Origin of the sequence: Veillonella sp. CAG:933 (genome assembly GCF_000431435.1) — a bacterium.
Classification (GTDB): Bacteria; Bacillota; Negativicutes; order Veillonellales; family Veillonellaceae; genus Veillonella_A.
In genome coordinates, this window is sequence record NZ_HF986257.1 from 1 (window position 1) to 15,993 (window position 15,993).

8 protein-coding genes are annotated in these 15,993 nt (G+C 46.2%); 7 read left to right on the top strand and 1 reads right to left on the bottom strand.

Going from position 1 to position 15,993, the window contains the following annotated elements:
• Positions 1-239: 239 nt before the first annotated feature.
• Entirely contained in the window at positions 240-1,265 is a 1,026-nt protein-coding gene (bioB, locus tag QZL64_RS12990) for a biotin synthase BioB (protein ID WP_021842376.1), read from the bottom strand.
• 385 nt (positions 1,266-1,650) lie between these two features.
• Here bioB and pdxR point away from each other — a divergent pair, with 385 nt between their 5' ends.
• The 7 genes from pdxR to QZL64_RS13025 all read left to right on the top strand — a co-directional run.
• Positions 1,651-3,084 carry a MocR-like pyridoxine biosynthesis transcription factor PdxR gene (gene pdxR, locus QZL64_RS12995; protein ID WP_441351096.1) on the top strand — a complete coding sequence of 478 codons (1,434 nt, stop codon included), beginning with the start codon at positions 1,651-1,653 and terminating at the stop codon, positions 3,082-3,084.
• 1 nt (position 3,085) lies between these two features.
• Positions 3,086-4,354 (top strand): metallophosphoesterase family protein, encoded by a 1,269-nt coding sequence (locus tag QZL64_RS13000; protein ID WP_156705669.1) that lies wholly within the window; start codon positions 3,086-3,088, stop codon positions 4,352-4,354.
• Positions 4,344-7,244 carry an ATP-binding protein gene (locus QZL64_RS13005; RefSeq protein ID WP_021842379.1) on the top strand — a complete coding sequence of 967 codons (2,901 nt, stop codon included), beginning with the start codon at positions 4,344-4,346 and terminating at the stop codon, positions 7,242-7,244. Before QZL64_RS13000 ends, QZL64_RS13005 begins: the two co-directional genes overlap by 11 nt.
• Positions 7,245-7,680: 436 nt before the next feature.
• The gene (gltB, locus tag QZL64_RS13010) at positions 7,681-12,315 is read left to right on the top strand and encodes a glutamate synthase large subunit (protein WP_021842380.1); all 4,635 of its coding nucleotides are present in this window, start codon (positions 7,681-7,683) and stop codon (positions 12,313-12,315) included.
• Positions 12,316-12,682: 367 nt separating this feature from the next.
• A complete protein-coding gene (locus tag QZL64_RS13015) occupies positions 12,683-13,309 on the top strand; it encodes a TPR end-of-group domain-containing protein (RefSeq protein WP_021842381.1) in 627 nt (208 codons plus the stop codon).
• Between the two features lie 20 nt (positions 13,310-13,329).
• Complete coding sequence (locus QZL64_RS13020; protein WP_021842382.1) at positions 13,330-14,469, top strand: efflux RND transporter periplasmic adaptor subunit; 1,140 nt, start codon at positions 13,330-13,332, stop codon at positions 14,467-14,469.
• Between the two features lie 433 nt (positions 14,470-14,902).
• Positions 14,903-15,993 (top strand): MFS transporter (locus tag QZL64_RS13025; protein WP_296309701.1); only part of this gene is annotated, 1,091 nt, incomplete at its 3' end.

Below are 15,993 nucleotides of genomic sequence, written 5' to 3' on the forward strand. Positions count from 1 at the left end.
CCACACACACTTTTTGTCCTATAAGCCTACTTAGGAGTGAGACCGTTTTTGTTAATCTAAAAAGGACCCTGTGAAGGGTCCTTTTTAGGTTGTAATATTGTAGCGTGTTTGAAGAAAGTTAATGAAAAATTTTTTATAAACATTCATTGCCGGAGATGAAGTTAGTTGTCAGCTTGTCACTGATGAAGTGGGGTGGCAAACTGTTGTGATGAAGTTGCCGGCAATGAAGTGTTAACGAATTAAGCCTGAGTCTGAATAGGTTGAGGCGCGGTGCGTTCCAAATGCAAGTCTTCAATCATCTGTAAGTCTTGGAGTGGGGAACGACCATCGGTGGTTAAGTAACCGCCTACCATGATACCGTTGAGACCGCCGGATAATGCTAAGGCCTGTAAGTCGCGGAGGTTAACTTCACGACCGCCGGCTGTACGAATCTGTGCATGTGGCAATACGAAACGGAACATGGCGAAAGTACGTAAAATTTCCAATGGAGGCAATGGTTTGTTGTGTTCAAATGGAGTGCCTTTGATTGGATTCAAAATATTGAGCGGCACGGAATCGATGCCGAGACGTTTTAATTCATAAGCCATTTCAACGCGTTGTTCCAAGGTTTCATTGAGACCGAGGATACCGCCGGAGCATACGCGGATGCCTGCTTTTTTAGCGTTTTCAATGGTGGACATTTTGTCAGCAAAGTTGTGAGTGCTGCAAATGTTAGGGAAGTTGCTTGGTGCCGTTTCGATATTGGAATGGTAACGAGTTACACCGATAGCTTTCAACTGAACAGCCTGTTCGTAAGTAAGAAGACCTAAGGAACAGCAAATTTCAAGACCTGTTTCTTCGTGAATACGACGAAGAGCACTCAAAATCTGTTCAAATTCTTTAGGATTGTTGGTGTTACGACCGCTGGTTACGATGGAGAAGCGGATAGCACCGGCTTCTTTTGCTTTACGAGCGTGTTCAACGATATCTTCTTCGCTCATAAACGGATATACGGTAACGCCTGTTTCGTGATGAGCCGATTGGGCGCAGAATTTACAGTTTTCAGGGCATTTGCCGGAACGTGCGTTAACAATCGCACAAAGGTCAACTTCGTTGCCGCTGAATTTTTGACGAATTTTATCGGCCATAGCCAATAAAATCATTGTATCTTCGTCGGAAACATGAATTAATTCTTCAGCTTCCTTTGGCGTGATTTCACCACCATCTAAGATGCGTTGGGCGTACGCAATAATTTCTTCATAGCCAATAGTTTGTTTTGTTGTCATGAACCTACACCTCTGTATTTCTTTAGTTTATCCCGCTCTACCTGGGAGCTTCGGCTGTGGGTCTACTTGATATTAACCATTAGCCGTTGCCTATATTATACGAACATGATTTAAGATAGTCAACCATGAATTTTTAATCATAGTTAACAATAACCGAAAATTATAAATATGGTTAACAATTGTAATGTCAGTTTGTAAAAAATTTACAAAAAATGGATAGGACAGATTACCATTTTCAAGAGGCTGTGATAAAATAAGAAGTAATGTAGTAAGTATTGTTTTACACGGCTTAAAAGTCGGTGAGGGGGCGAGGCATCTGTTAACAATTGAACGTAAAAGTGTCACGCCTTTATATGAACAGATTTATCAATACCTTAAATCTCGAATTGAGCACGGACAATATGCGGCCGGTTCCCGTTTACCGTCGGTTCGTTCCTTAGCCGGTGAAGTGGGAGTAAGCAAGATTACGGTGGAACAGGCCTATTTGCAGTTGGCCGCGGAAGGCTATATTAAGGCTCATGATCGCTCGCCCTATGAAGTGTTGCCTTTGCCGATTTTATTGGACAACGGCTCTCATTTTGCAAAGAGCCATGAATTGAGTGGCACCGATGCCGAGGTTGACAATATTTTGAATGAAAAGGCAGCCGAAGCGGACATAAGCGGTGTGAGTCAAAACGGAACTCGGATGGAGCTTACAAGGTTAGCCAATCAAAGGGAACTAACTGCTAAAGCAACACAGGCCGTGCCCATTCGCTATAATTTTGCTACCGGTGCCATGGATCCGGAGGGTTTTGACTATACGCGGTGGAAGCGATATATCGGTTATATCTTGCGTGAACCGGAACGGCTTTTGGCCTACGGCCACCCGCAAGGGGAACCGGAACTGCGGGCTGAGCTGGCGAAGTATTTGAATAATGCCCGCGCTGTGCGTACCACGGTGGATCATATTATTATCGGCAGCGGTACGCAGGCTATGGTCATGATGCTGGCAGCCCTTTTAAAACGTGCCGGCCTCACCACGGTGGCCGTTGATGCCAGTGTTATCATCGGGGTAACGCATATTTTTAACGATTACGGATTTACCGTTATCACCGTGGACCAGCATAGTGAGACCTTGTTGGCAGACCTATATAAAGCCGGTGTGGAAGCCTTGTACTGCACGCCGTCTCATGGCGATAGGCAAGGCCGAGTCATGAGTGTAGGCCGACGCAAGGAATTGTTACACTGGGCGGCGGAGCAAAACAGTTATCTCATTGAAGATGATTATGACAGCGAACTTCGCTATTACGGACGGCCCATTTCGTCCTTGCAGGGGATGGCCACGACGGAGCGGGTTATCTATTTGGGGACCCCGTCAAAAGTGTTGCCCCCATCTATTCGCATTAGTTACATGGTTTTGCCACCGGTGCTGTGGAGCGATTTTTTAACCTATCGCACATCGTATCGGCAAAGCGCCGGTGTGATGGAGCAGCTCGTATGGGCGCGTTATATTAAGGATGGCGAGTGGTCCAAACAAATTCGTCGTTTGCGTAAGCACTATGCGGATAAAAGTAAGGTTTTAGCGGCACAGTTGCAGCAAACATTTGGCGATGCCGTTAAAGTATATCTGCCGGAAGGCGGTGTTTATATAGGTCTTACGATTTTTACGGATAAGGGAGCGGACGCTCTTTTGCAAAAAGCCCGTGAGGCCGGTTGTGATGTACGCATTGAAGCAGACGGCGACGACGAAGTACGTTGTCTGTTATCATTCAGTGCGATTCCGACCAACGAATTGGAAGCGGCCGTAAAAGAATTGGGCAACGCTTGGAAAGGAATGTGAGATGATACCATTTCGCTTTATACAATGCGGAGACCTTCACTTGGGGACTCCTTTTAAATATTTGAAATCATTAGGCAAGCAAGTGGACGAAGCAGTCAATCGTGCTACCTATCAGTCGTTTACGAATATTGTGGATTTTGCCATCGAACAGCAGGTGCACGCCGTGCTGATTACGGGCGATATTTATGATAGTGAAAAACATAATTTGGAAGCACAGGTGCGTTTTGCCTATGAATGCGAACGCCTTAGTGAGCATAAGATTCCCGTATTTTTAGTACAGGGCAATCATGACCCGGCGGAAAGTTGGGCGGCCAAAATCAGCTTGCCAAGTTCCGTGTATGTGTTCAGCTCTACACAGAGTGAGCGTCAACCTTTATATGTGAAAAACAAGGTGGCTGCGTATATTTACGGCATCAGTACGAGTAATCAAAACCGAGCCGACAATGTGGCGCAGCAATTGAAACCTTGGTCGGACGACCCGTTCTCCATCGGGATTTTTCACGGTACCGTAGGCTCAGCCGGTGAGCACGAAACGGTGGGACCCACTACACTGGGGGAATTGACGGCGTCGCCTATGAACTATTGGGCTATCGGCCATATTCATAAACGGCAGGTGTTAAATGAAACGCCTTATGTGGTGTATGCCGGTAATATTCAAGGCCTTCATAAAAAAGAATTGGGACCTAAAGGTTGCTACTTGGTTGATGTGAACGCCAAAGGTCGTGTGACTCTGCAGTTTCACGAAACGGCGCCCATTCGCTTTGAGCAGGTAACCATCGATATTGGCGCGCTGGGCAGTACCGGCGATATGGTGGAAATGATTCGCCATAAGAAGGAAATGCTGCGTAAATTGAAAAAGCAGGTGCTCCTCGAAATTGTGCTCACCGGCGAAGGGGCCTTGTATGAACTTTGCAGTCAAGACGAAGTGCGCCAAACTTGGCTTGAAATGGCGCAGGCGGAAGAACGTAATAAGTTTAATTTCGTCATGCCTTTCAGTATTGTGGACCGCACCCGGGGCGTAACGGACTGGACGGCGCGTCGTGAAATGGAAGATATGGTGGGCGACTATTTGCGCAGTTATGATACAATCGCCAAACTGCCGGCCGTAGAGCGCGCTTCCACGATTCGCAATCTCATTGCGGAACGGCCGGAAAGTAAAAGGCTCGGTATGTATCAGGAACTGTTGACAGATGATGTTTTATTAGACGCATTGCGACGAGCGGAAGCGGAAGGTGCTCGTTGCCTCATGGGAGATACGGATGAGGATTAAGGAAATATATATTAAGGAATTTGGCCCTTATCACGAATGGTCGTTCACACCGGCCGGTGAAGGGGTACAAGTTATTTACGGCCCCAACGAAAGCGGCAAGACTTCCTTATTGGAAGCCCTTCGCTTTTTGTTGTTTGGTAAAAAAAGTAAAACGTACGGCTACGGCTCGGGCTATCTTGTGGTAGAACGGGAGGGCGTGTCCTATCATATCGGCCGAGACGGAAAAAAGCTTAATTTCTATCCCTTAGGCAAAGGGCCGATTTCGGAAGAACCGGCGGCTCTATGGTGGCATGGTCTCGACAAAAAGACCTATGATAGAATTTTTGCCATTACCGTTGATGAATTGCAAGGGGCGGATGTGCTGGCCGAAGTGGAAGTGCGAGCTCGCTTCTTCGGCGGCGAGGGCGGTGAGCGCCTCAGCACGGCCGTGAAGGATATTGAAAAAGCCTCCTCCGATTTACTGGTTGCTTCGGCGAACGGGAAGCGAAAAATCAATGTGCTTATGGAGCGGTTGAAACAGCTCCGTGAAAAGATGGCGGACCTCGGCAAGAATGAAGAGGCGTATACGGCGTACCAACAGGAGTTGGACGGCATCGCCACGACGGAAAAGGAATTGCAGGAGCGCCTTAAAGAATGGCAAGATTATGGCAAGGACGTGGACCTTGTATTGCGTGCCTGGGATGTATATAAACGGGCGGAACATGCGAAAGAGCAGATGAATACCTATGCGGTTACAGATTTGCTTGAAAAAGACGCTTTCTATGAACTGGACGAAAAGATTACGGAATGTCGTAATAATATGAAGCTCTGGAGTGGTAAAGAAGCGGGTCTCGTGCCGGAAAACTTTGCTCCCGATTCTTTGGTAGGCGTTTACAGTCAAGAGATTGAAAACCTGTTCCAAGAATTGGGCCAGTGGACGCAACTTCAAAAAGATTGCGAACAAGGGCGTAACTATTTAAAACGAGTTAAAGAACAGTTGGATTTGTCCCGTACTTTGCATAATGCTTGGCGGGCGGATGCACAAATGCCGGAAAAAGTGGACTGGGCAACCGGTGAAAAACTGGCCCGTGAACTTCGCAGCGCCCAAGATAATTATTTGAATTGGCAAGGTCGTAAACCGGTTGAGCCGGCAGACATTGCCAACTCCACGGTGAAAGACGAAGAAAATTCCCTGAAGGAATTGGAAGCCGGCATGGCCCAATTGAAACAGGCCTTTACGGAGTATGAAAACAGCATAGCTAAGGAAAATGAACTCAACCAAAGTGGCCCGTCACCTTTATATCGCTATGGCGCCATCGCACTCATTGTTATTGGCATTGTCCTCATGATGGTGCTTCCCGATATAGGCCTTTGGGCAGGCATTCTTTGCTTCCTTTTAGCAGCGGGTGCTTTTGGCTATGGTTGGCAGCAAGGCCGCAAATTTACGGGCCTTCGCGAAGCAGCTTTGCACCAGCGTGAACGCTGGGACGAGCTGGTAAAAGCCATGGCTCGTGATTTGGAATTACCGGAACCCAAAACAGCGGCCGATATTAAGGATTTGGAAGATTCGGTAGCGGCTAAACGGGTGGCTTTCAGTAATCAGAATTTAATCTTGGCTAAAATTCACAGCTATGAACAGGTACATAATCAGTGGCTGGAAGAAGGTAAAAAATTGGAAGCCGCCGGTAATGCGGCCATGGAAGCTTGGCAACGTTGGTTACCGGAAGGGGCCAGCCGTGTTTTGACGGACAATCAATTCTTTGCCCTCAAACAGGAATACGATACGTATATGGAAGATTTCAACCAGTATAAAGATTATGAAAAACGCTTGGCAGAACATGAGGCAACCCTTAAGGATATTGAATCTCGTTGCGCGGCTTTGTGGGAAAAATTGGAACTGGATATTCCGGTTACGCCGATTGAATTGCGTCGTGTTTATAATCTTTTGAAATCCCATCGTCAAAACCAGGTCCGTTGGGAACAAAAAGAATCACAGCGTCGCAATTATCATGAAGAATATGAGCAGTGGAGCCGCCAAGAAAAGGCACTGTTGTTGGAACAGCAAGAGTTTTTACAAAAGACCGGGGTCGCTACGGCCGGCGAATATCGTCAGCGTTTATTGTTGCAAGATCAATATGTGCAGTGGCAAAAAGTGTACGAACAGAGCCGTGATCAATTGGCCTTGTTTGCTCCGAAGAAAGACGGTCAGGAAGCTTTGTATCGTCGTTTGAAATCGGGCAATAAAGAAAAGTGGCAGACCGAAGCGGAACGAAGCCATTCGGAAATGGCGGCCTTGCAAAAACGTTTAGCTGCTTTGTATGAAAAACGCGGCCAGATTCAGGAAGCAATGCGCACCTTATCACAGGATAAGGCTCTGTCCTTGGCGCTGCAGGAAGAACAACAGTTGGAAGGGGAATTGCAGGAAGCGTTGACAGCCTGGGCGACCCAAGTTTTGGTAAGCCATTTCATGGAACTGGCACAGATGGACTATGAAAAAGACCGTCAGCCGGAAGCTATGGCGAAGGCTTCGAAATATTTGTCTTTGATGACAGACGGCAAATATACTTTACAATTGGGGGACAGCACGGCCAATGTGGAAGCGGTGCTCACATCCGGTGAAGTGGTACCGACGGAGCGTTGGAGCAGCGGCATGGGCGATCAGGTATACCTCGCCTTGCGCCTCAGCTTGGCCAGCGTGTTTGCACAGCGCGTGGAATCATTGCCGATTATTTTGGATGACATTTTGTTGCGCTTCGATGAAGGTCGACAAAATGCGGCCTTGAAGCTATTGGCTCATATTGGCCAAAGTGAACAAATTTTGATCTTTACCTGTCAGCAGGGCACGGCGGAACGCAGTGCGCAGCTCGATGGCGTGAGCGTGTACGACTTGTCGACCCGCGAAGCCATGTAGGTGAATAGAACAAAATGTAAATTTATAAACTGAAATAGATTAAAAATACAGGAAGTTATCATTTGACGAGCTGTATGGAAAATCTGAAAACCTCTCTGAAAATAATTCAGAGAGGTTTTTTGTATTTAAAAGTACCTTGTATACATGAGATTAATGCACAGTATGTATGGCATATTGCTATATGATTTTTTTTGACAATAGGTATATAATAGAAACAATCTATTTTCTATAGAATGGATATAAGGCGTATAATCATAGATTGTTAGACGTTGGTACAGGCTAATAGCGATTCCCGGCGGAGCTATTTGATATAGCTTTGGGGAGGCTGTGGGCATGAACTCGTTGGACGAAAGTGATTGTCTTAATATAGAAATAGCAATTGCCCGTGCTAGGGCAGCTAAAGAGAGAGTATAGGGTTTGGAAGGAGCAAGGGCTTATGGGACAAGCACATCAAGGGACATATCAAAAATCAGGAAGCGTACACCAACAAGGAAAAACGCAAATTGAAATTCAGCAGCAGGAACAGGCGCAATGGCAAAAGCAGGGCTTATATGATGCGGCCTATGAAAAAGACGCCTGCGGCATGGGTTTTGTAGTCGATATTAAAGGCCGTAAATCCCATGATATTATCGATGACGGTTTGCGTATTTTGGAACGTTTGGAACACCGTGGCGCGCGTGGCGCCGATGCTTCATCCGGTGACGGCGCCGGTATTTTGGTGCAAATTCCGCACGACTTTTTCCGTCGTGAATGTGAAGTGTTGGGATTTTCCTTGCCACCGGTTGGGAGTTACGGTGTAGGCATGGTATTTGCCCATCGTTATGAAACCCTTCGCAATAAGCAGAAGGCGATTTTGGAAAACATTGTTCGCGAAGAAGGTCAAGTCGTACTCGGTTGGCGTGAAGTGCCGGTCGATTCCCATGCCGTGGGCGCCGAAGCGGCAGCCATTCGACCTTGGCTCATCCAGATTTTTATCGGTAAAGGCGATAATATCATGAACGATGAAGAGTTTGAACGCAAACTGTATGTAATTCGTAAAGAAGCGGAAAAACAGATTATTCCTCTCAGCAAAGCGGAAAGCGGCGATTTCTACATTGCTTCGTTGTCCGCCAAAACCATCGTTTATAAAGGGATGCTCACACCAAAGCAGCTCCGAGAATTTTATCTTGATTTAGTGGATTTGGATTTCACGTCGGCCTTAGCCATGGTGCACTCCCGTTTCAGTACCAATACATTCCCAAGCTGGGCGCGGGCTCATCCGAATCGCTTCATTGTCCATAATGGGGAAATTAATACCATTCGCGGCAATATTAACTGGATTAATGCCCGCGAAGGCAAAGCCGATTCGGAATATTTTCCGCAAATTAAAAAAGTATTCCCCGTTGTTGACGATACCGGTTCCGATTCGGCCATGTTCGACAACACGCTTGAGTTCTTATATATGACGGGCCGCAGTTTGCCGCATGCCATGATGATGATGATTCCGGAACCTTGGGAAAACAACGAGCTCATGAGTCAGGAGAAAAAAGACTTTTACGAGTTTAACAGCTTCATGATGGAACCTTGGGATGGTCCCGCTGCTATGGGCTTTACGGACGGTACCGTTATCGGCGGTGTGTTGGACCGCAACGGTTTGCGCCCGTCCCGTTACTATATTACGGGCAATGATCGCCTCATTATGGCGTCCGAAGTAGGCGTTGTCAATGAAGCGGCTGAAAACATTCGCTATAAAGGTCGTTTGGAACCGGGCAAAATGCTCCTCGTTGATACGAAGGAACAGCGTATTGTATCGGATGAAGAAATTAAACATCGTATTGCTACTGAAAAACCGTACGGGGAATGGGTGAAAGAACATATCATTCACTTGGACAGCATTGAGCAGGCGACGGATGATGAAATTCCGACAGTGTCCAACTTGAAAGAATTGCAGCAAGCTTTCGGCTATACTCAGGAAGATTTGGTGCGTATGTTACAGCCTATGGCTAAAGATGGCAAAGATCCGGTAGGCGCCATGGGGGCTGATGCACCGTTGGCCATTTTATCGGATAAACCGCAGTTGTTGTACAGTTATTTTAAACAATTATTTGCACAAGTAACGAATCCGCCAATCGATGCGATTCGTGAAAAAATGGTAACCTCCACCGGCGTAATGTTCGGTAACAGCGGTAACATGATGGATCCGCACAAAAGCGGCACTTATTGTGTGTACTTGGATAGCCCGATTTTGACAAATAAAGAATTTGCCGCCATTCGTAAATTAGATTGTCGCCGCATGAAGAGCACCGTTTTATCCATTCTCTTTGACCCGGCCGAAGGCACGCAAGGAATGCGCAAAGCCTTACAGGCTCTTTGTGAAAAAGCGGAAGAAGCGGCGCGCTCCGACCATAATGTGTTGGTTTTATCCGACCGTGGCGTTGATGCCAATCATGTAGCTATTCCGGCACTCCTCGCTGTAGCAGCAGTGCACAATCATTTAATTAAAAAAGTACTCCGCACCGATATCGGTTTGGTCCTCGAATCGGGGGAACCGCGTGAAGTTCATCATTTCTGTACCTTGATCGGCTATGGGGTAACGGCTATTAATCCATATGTTGCCCTTGAAACGGTAGCGGATTTACAAAAACAGGGCCGCTTAGGCGATGTTACGCCGGAACAGGCTGAACAAAACTATATTAAAGCAGCGGTAAACGGTATTTTAAAAGTCATGTCCAAAATGGGGATCTCCACGGTGCGCAGTTACCAAGGGGCTCAGATTTTTGAAGCCGTAGGCCTTAACAGCGATTTCATCGGTAAATATTTTGTGAATACACCGACTCGTATCGGCGGTATCGGTACTGATGGGGTAGCGTTGGAAGCATTGAGCCGTCATCATCGTGCCTTCGAAGAACCGGCCGACACTGCCCTTGAAGCGGGTGGTTTCTATGGTCCTATGAAGGACGGGGAACCTCATTTATACAATCCGAAGACCATTGATTTATTGCAGCGTGCTTGTATTGAAAATAATTATGAACTCTACAAAGAGTATGCATCGGCGATTCGCAATGATTACCATGTAACACTTCGCAGTTTGCTCGAGTTCAATTTCCCGGTGGGCGGCGGCATCGCTATCGAAGAAGTAGAACCGGTAGAATCTATCGTGAAGCGCTTTAAAGGGGGCGCCATGAGTTACGGCGCTATCAGTAAGGAAGCGCATGAGACCATCGCCATTGCCATGAACCGTTTAGGGACTATGAGCAATTCCGGTGAAGGCGGCGAAGATGCGGACCGTTACAAATTGTTGCCTAATGGGGACAATCGTTGCAGTGAAATTAAACAGATTGCATCGGGCCGTTTCGGCGTGACCTCCGAATATTTAGTCAATGCCAAGGAATTGCAAATTAAATGTGCCCAAGGTGCCAAACCGGGTGAAGGCGGTCAGCTTCCGGGCAAAAAGGTGTATCCGCCAATCGGCAAAGCCCGTCACTCTACGCCGGGCGTAGAACTGGTATCACCACCTCCTCATCACGATATTTACTCCATTGAAGACTTGGCGGAATTAATTTTTGATTTGAAAAACGCCAATCGCGATGCTCGTATCAGTGTGAAATTAGCCGCCGAAGCGGGTGTTGGTACTATCGCTGCGGGGGTAGCCAAAGCAAAAGCCGATAATATCCTTATTTGCGGTTATGACGGCGGCACCGGCGCGGCCGGTCGTACCGGTATGCGTCATACAGGGGCCCCTTGGGAATTGGGCCTTGCCGAAACGCATCAGACCTTGCTGCTCAATCGTTTGCGTGACCGAATCGTCCTCGAAGTGGACAGCAAATTGATGACCGGTTTTGATATTGCCGTAGCAGCTCTCTTAGGGGCTGAAATGTTCGGCTTCGGTACCTTACCGCTCATCACCGTAGGTTGTAAGATGGCCCGTGTTTGTAATTTAAATACCTGCCCATACGGCGTAGCAACGCAGGATGAAAAATTACGTAAAAACTTTAAAGGCAAACCGGAATATGTGGAACATTTGATGCTCTTTTTAGCTCGTGAACTTCGTGAGATTATGGCTAAACTCGGCATCCGCAGCGTAGAAGAAATGGTTGGTCGTGTAGACTTGTTACGCCAAAAAGTGGTGGATGATAATTACAAGTTATCCCGCGTCGACTTGAAACGAATTCTCTTCCGTCCATATACGGATATTTCAGTCGGCCATTACCATAAACACGAACAAGACCATGAATTGGCAAAAACGTTAGATGCGGGCAAATTGCTCCGCATGTGTCGTCCGGCTATTGAAGAGCAGAAACCGATTCGTGCTAAATTGGCCATCAACAATACGCACCGCGTAGTAGGTACTATCGTGGGTAGTGAAATTACTAAAAAGTACGGCGCTGACGGTTTAGCGCCGAATACGATTAAGCTCAGCTTCGTTGGCAGTGCCGGTCAAAGTTTTGGCGCCTTTATTCCGAAAGGCATGACCATGGTGCTCGAAGGCGACGCTAATGACTATGTAGGTAAAGGCTTGTCCGGTGGCGTTGTGACGGTATATCCGCCGAAAACGGCGCTTTTTGAAGCAGACCAGAACGTTATCATTGGGAACGTGGCTTTTTACGGGGCCACTTCCGGTGAAGCCTATGTAAGCGGCCGTGCCGGTGAACGCTTTGCCGTCCGCAATAGTGGTATTACCGCTGTGGTGGAAGGTGTGGGCGACCACGGTTGTGAATACATGACCGGCGGCGAAGTCCTCATCTTAGGTCCCACCGGTCGTAACTTTGGGGCCGGCATGTCCGGTGGCTATGCGTACATTCTTGATTTTGATGTGCGCAAGTGCAATACTGCTTTGGTAGAGCCGCGTGCGGCTACGAATGAGGATTTAAAACGCATTAAATCTTTGGTTGAAGCACATGTATTGCATACAGATAGTCGTAAAGGTCGTCATATTCTGGACAATTGGCAAAACTTTGCACAGCGTTTTACCAAAATCGTACCGACTGCTTATGAAAACATGCAAAAAGCAATTGCTGTTTATGAAGCAACGGGCTTAAAATTGGAAGATGCTCAATTACAGGCCTTTAAAGATGCCTATCATATTAAGTAGCATGTAAGTAACGTTGTAAAAAGCGTTGTAAGTAGTATTGTAAGCAGCGTTGCAAGTAGCATTGCAAGTATCGTTGTAAGTCGTATCGTTTGAGTAATTACATAACACATGGGCTCTTTAGTGAGTTCGATATAAATGGGTTCGTTTGATTCTGAGTTTTTAAATAAAACTCGTTTAAACGGGCCCATTTTGCTATATTCGGCGATTTTTTTGAACATTAGAGATTTTTAAAATATTCAAAATAGTATATAATTAAGAACAGACAAATAGAAATAAGTAAATAAGTTAATTATAAATCAATTATTGGCATATCGAATCTTAGGATATAGTTAATGCGTGTTTGGCGCATATAGTAAAGGAGCCATTAGTGAAATTATTACATATAGTGACAGCCTTGTTTTTCGGTGCAGCCTTGCTTTTGGGAGGATGCGGTTTAGCTTCTGAAGAGTCGTCTTCGGTAGAAACCGCAAAGACTGTGTCGCCTAATACAACGGCCATGAAAGGGCCGGTACCGACGACGGAATTGCAAGAAGCAAGTAAATTACTGCAGTCGAATGATTACCCCGGAGCTATTGCAAAAGCGGATGAGATTTTGCAAAGATATCCGAAATCTGATGCGGCTTATTCGTTGAAAGGTATAGCCATGGGGCTAAACGGTGATCCTGCAGGGGGATTGGTTTTGGCGAAAAAAGCGTATGATTTGACTCCAAATAATTTAAGCAATTATTACAATTTGGCCATGCTGTATAAATTGCAGGGGCAATTGAATGATGCTAAATTTTGGTTTGATGCGTTATTGGCTAAGGATCCAACCAATACTTGGTCGGTCTATGGCATAGCCACTATTTATGCGGATCAGGGTCAGGATGCTAAAGCATTGCAATATTTACGCCAGGCCATTGCGCTGGACAAAAGTGTAAAAGAAGTTGCGCGCACGCAAGATCATTTTGAGCGTTTTCACGGCAATGAAGAATTTGAAGAGATTGTAAAATAACCGGAGAAGGAGGATTAGTTATGGAAGAACGACAGCGACGTTTTCGATGGCTATTCATGGTAATGATTGTTATGGTAGCCGGTCTTATGGCCGGGTGCTTTGGACCGACGAAGGTAACAACAGCCGAGGCGGATATGCGCGAGATGCCGGTTAAAATTAATAATGATGCCAATATTACGGCTTTAAATAAAGCGACCATTGAACCGACTGTTTCCGGGCAGGTGGCGACGATGGCTGTTAAAGTGGGCGATGAAGTTAAGCAAGGTCAGGTTGTGGCCATGCTCGATACGAGTACCATGCAGCAGCAACTGAATCAGTTGATTCAACAACTCGGTGAAGCCCAAAGTAGTGGTGGTGTACAGGCTGTGCCGCAAGAGACGACTATCGTACCGGGCGCAGTATCGGCGGCTGATGTGAACCGTGCTCGTGAAATGATGCAGAACGGGATCATTACTGAAAAAGAATACCAGACCATTGTGCAACGTTCGCAGGCAACCGTTGTGACGAGTGGCGGCGGCTATGTGTCTACTGGCGGCATGGAAACGGCCGGCATCCAAGCGGCGATTGCGCAACTGCAAACACAAATTGCCCAGGCTCAAATTGTATCACCAATCAATGGGCGGGTTGCCGCTATTTATAATGAAGACAGAAAGGTCGCCATTGAAGGCAGACCGTTTATGCTCATTCAGCAGAATTCTCCGGTTGTAGCTTCCTTAAGTATTCCTCAGAACTTTGCTCTTAAGTTGGCCGAGCCGACGATTAAACCATCAATTAAGGTATATTTAAAAATTGATGACAAACAGATTCCGGGTGAAATAACGTATATAGACACGAATGCACCGGCCGGCGTGCCAAGCGTATTAGTAAAAGCGACCTTCTTGAATGCGGATGGCCTCATTCAGCCGGGCGAGTTCTATACGTTGGTTATTGAATCAGAAGCCAAAGCACCGGTACTCGCTGTTCCTAAAGAGGCCGTTCGTGAAAACAAGGATGGCAAGTTCGTGTATGTAGTAACTGCCGATAATACGGTGGACGTTCGCGTAGTAGAAACCAGTGAAACCGATGATGATTATACGGCTATTGTAAATGGCTTGGTCAAAGGGGAACGTGTAATTACGTCTAAAGGTGAATTCGAATTGGGTGAAAAAGTAGAATATTAGTAGAATATTAATTTGAATATTAAGTAGAATATTAATACATGCGAAATTGACTTGCTGTATAACATACGTATATTAAACTGCACGAGGCTCAGATGAGAGCCTCGTTTTTTGTGTATTAGTCACAGTCTTTATATACAGCTTTTTTATACGGTCTTAGATATGTTCGTTAACAGGGCCATTAATAGCATATAGAACCTCCTGAAGAAAAAAACTGAAAATTTTAAAAATAGGGGTTGACGTTCCCTGTGTTAATTTGGTAAGATAGTCAAGTCGTCAGTTGAAGACGACAAGTACTTTATGAGTTACCGCAAAATGATGGGACTCATTAAATACAGCCCAAAGTATAAACCTGTTATTGGAACAGAGTTTTAATAATCTTTCAGCAGGTAAAACTATAATGGTGTGATGATAGCGAAAAAGGAAGGAGATGTCTATGGGTCAGGACGGACAAAAAAATAGTACTCATCAAACTAATGCAGCGGGTACTCATGATATGGGGGATATGATGTCATCGAATCAGCAGCAGGCAGCGGAAGAAGGTAAAATTTGGTCAGCGGAATTTCTCGGTCGCGGCCTAAGCAGTTGTCTTTACTATATGAGCCAATATATATTGATTGCGGGCTTGCCTTTAATTATTACCGGGGTCTACGGCGGGACGGCCTTCCAAGCCGGTATGGCTATGACGTATTTCCAGATTGGTACAATTCTTTGTCGGCCCTTTGCCGGTGAAATTATAGACGGTTTTGACAAACGTAAAGTACTCTTTGCCACAACCGGTATTTTCCTGCTCATTATGATAGCCTTTAACTTTACACAGTCTATGGATTTAATCTTCTTTTTGCGCTTATTGCACGGTATGATTTTTGCTGTCGGCACGACGGCGGTAGCGGCAGTGGCCGTTTTGGTATTGCCGAAGCATCGCAAAGGGGAAGGGATAGGTTATTTTTCCGTATTCGTTAATGTGGCCATGGTTATCGGACCGTTTTTAGGGCTGACTATTCTGGATTTATGGGATAAGAATGCCTACTTTATCTTTTTAAGTCTTTGTGCTTTGTTGAGTTTTTATGTGGTTAATCGTAAACAGCTCGATGAGTCTTTGGCTCTGCCGCAATTAGCTAAAAAACGGCCTTGGAATTTTGATCGTTTCTTTGAGCGCACTACCTTGCCATGGGCTATCATCGGTGTTTTTATCAGCTTCACCTATTCCGGTGTATTGGTATTTGTGCCGATTATGCTTACTGAGATGGGGCAGGGTACTATGGCCAGCATTTTTTTCGTATTATATGCCTTAACCATTGTGGTAACTCGTCCGTGGGTAGGGCGGGCTTTTGACCAGTTGGGCGCGAATATATTAATTTATCCGGGCTTTCTCCTTTATGGTATCGGGATTATCATATTGAGTTTGGCCACTACGCCGTGGTGGATTATAGCATCAGCGCCAATTATCGGTCTTGGCTACGGTGCCATCAGTCCGGCCTTTCAGACATTGGGTGTTCAAGCGGCTGCTCCGGAACGAGCCGGTGC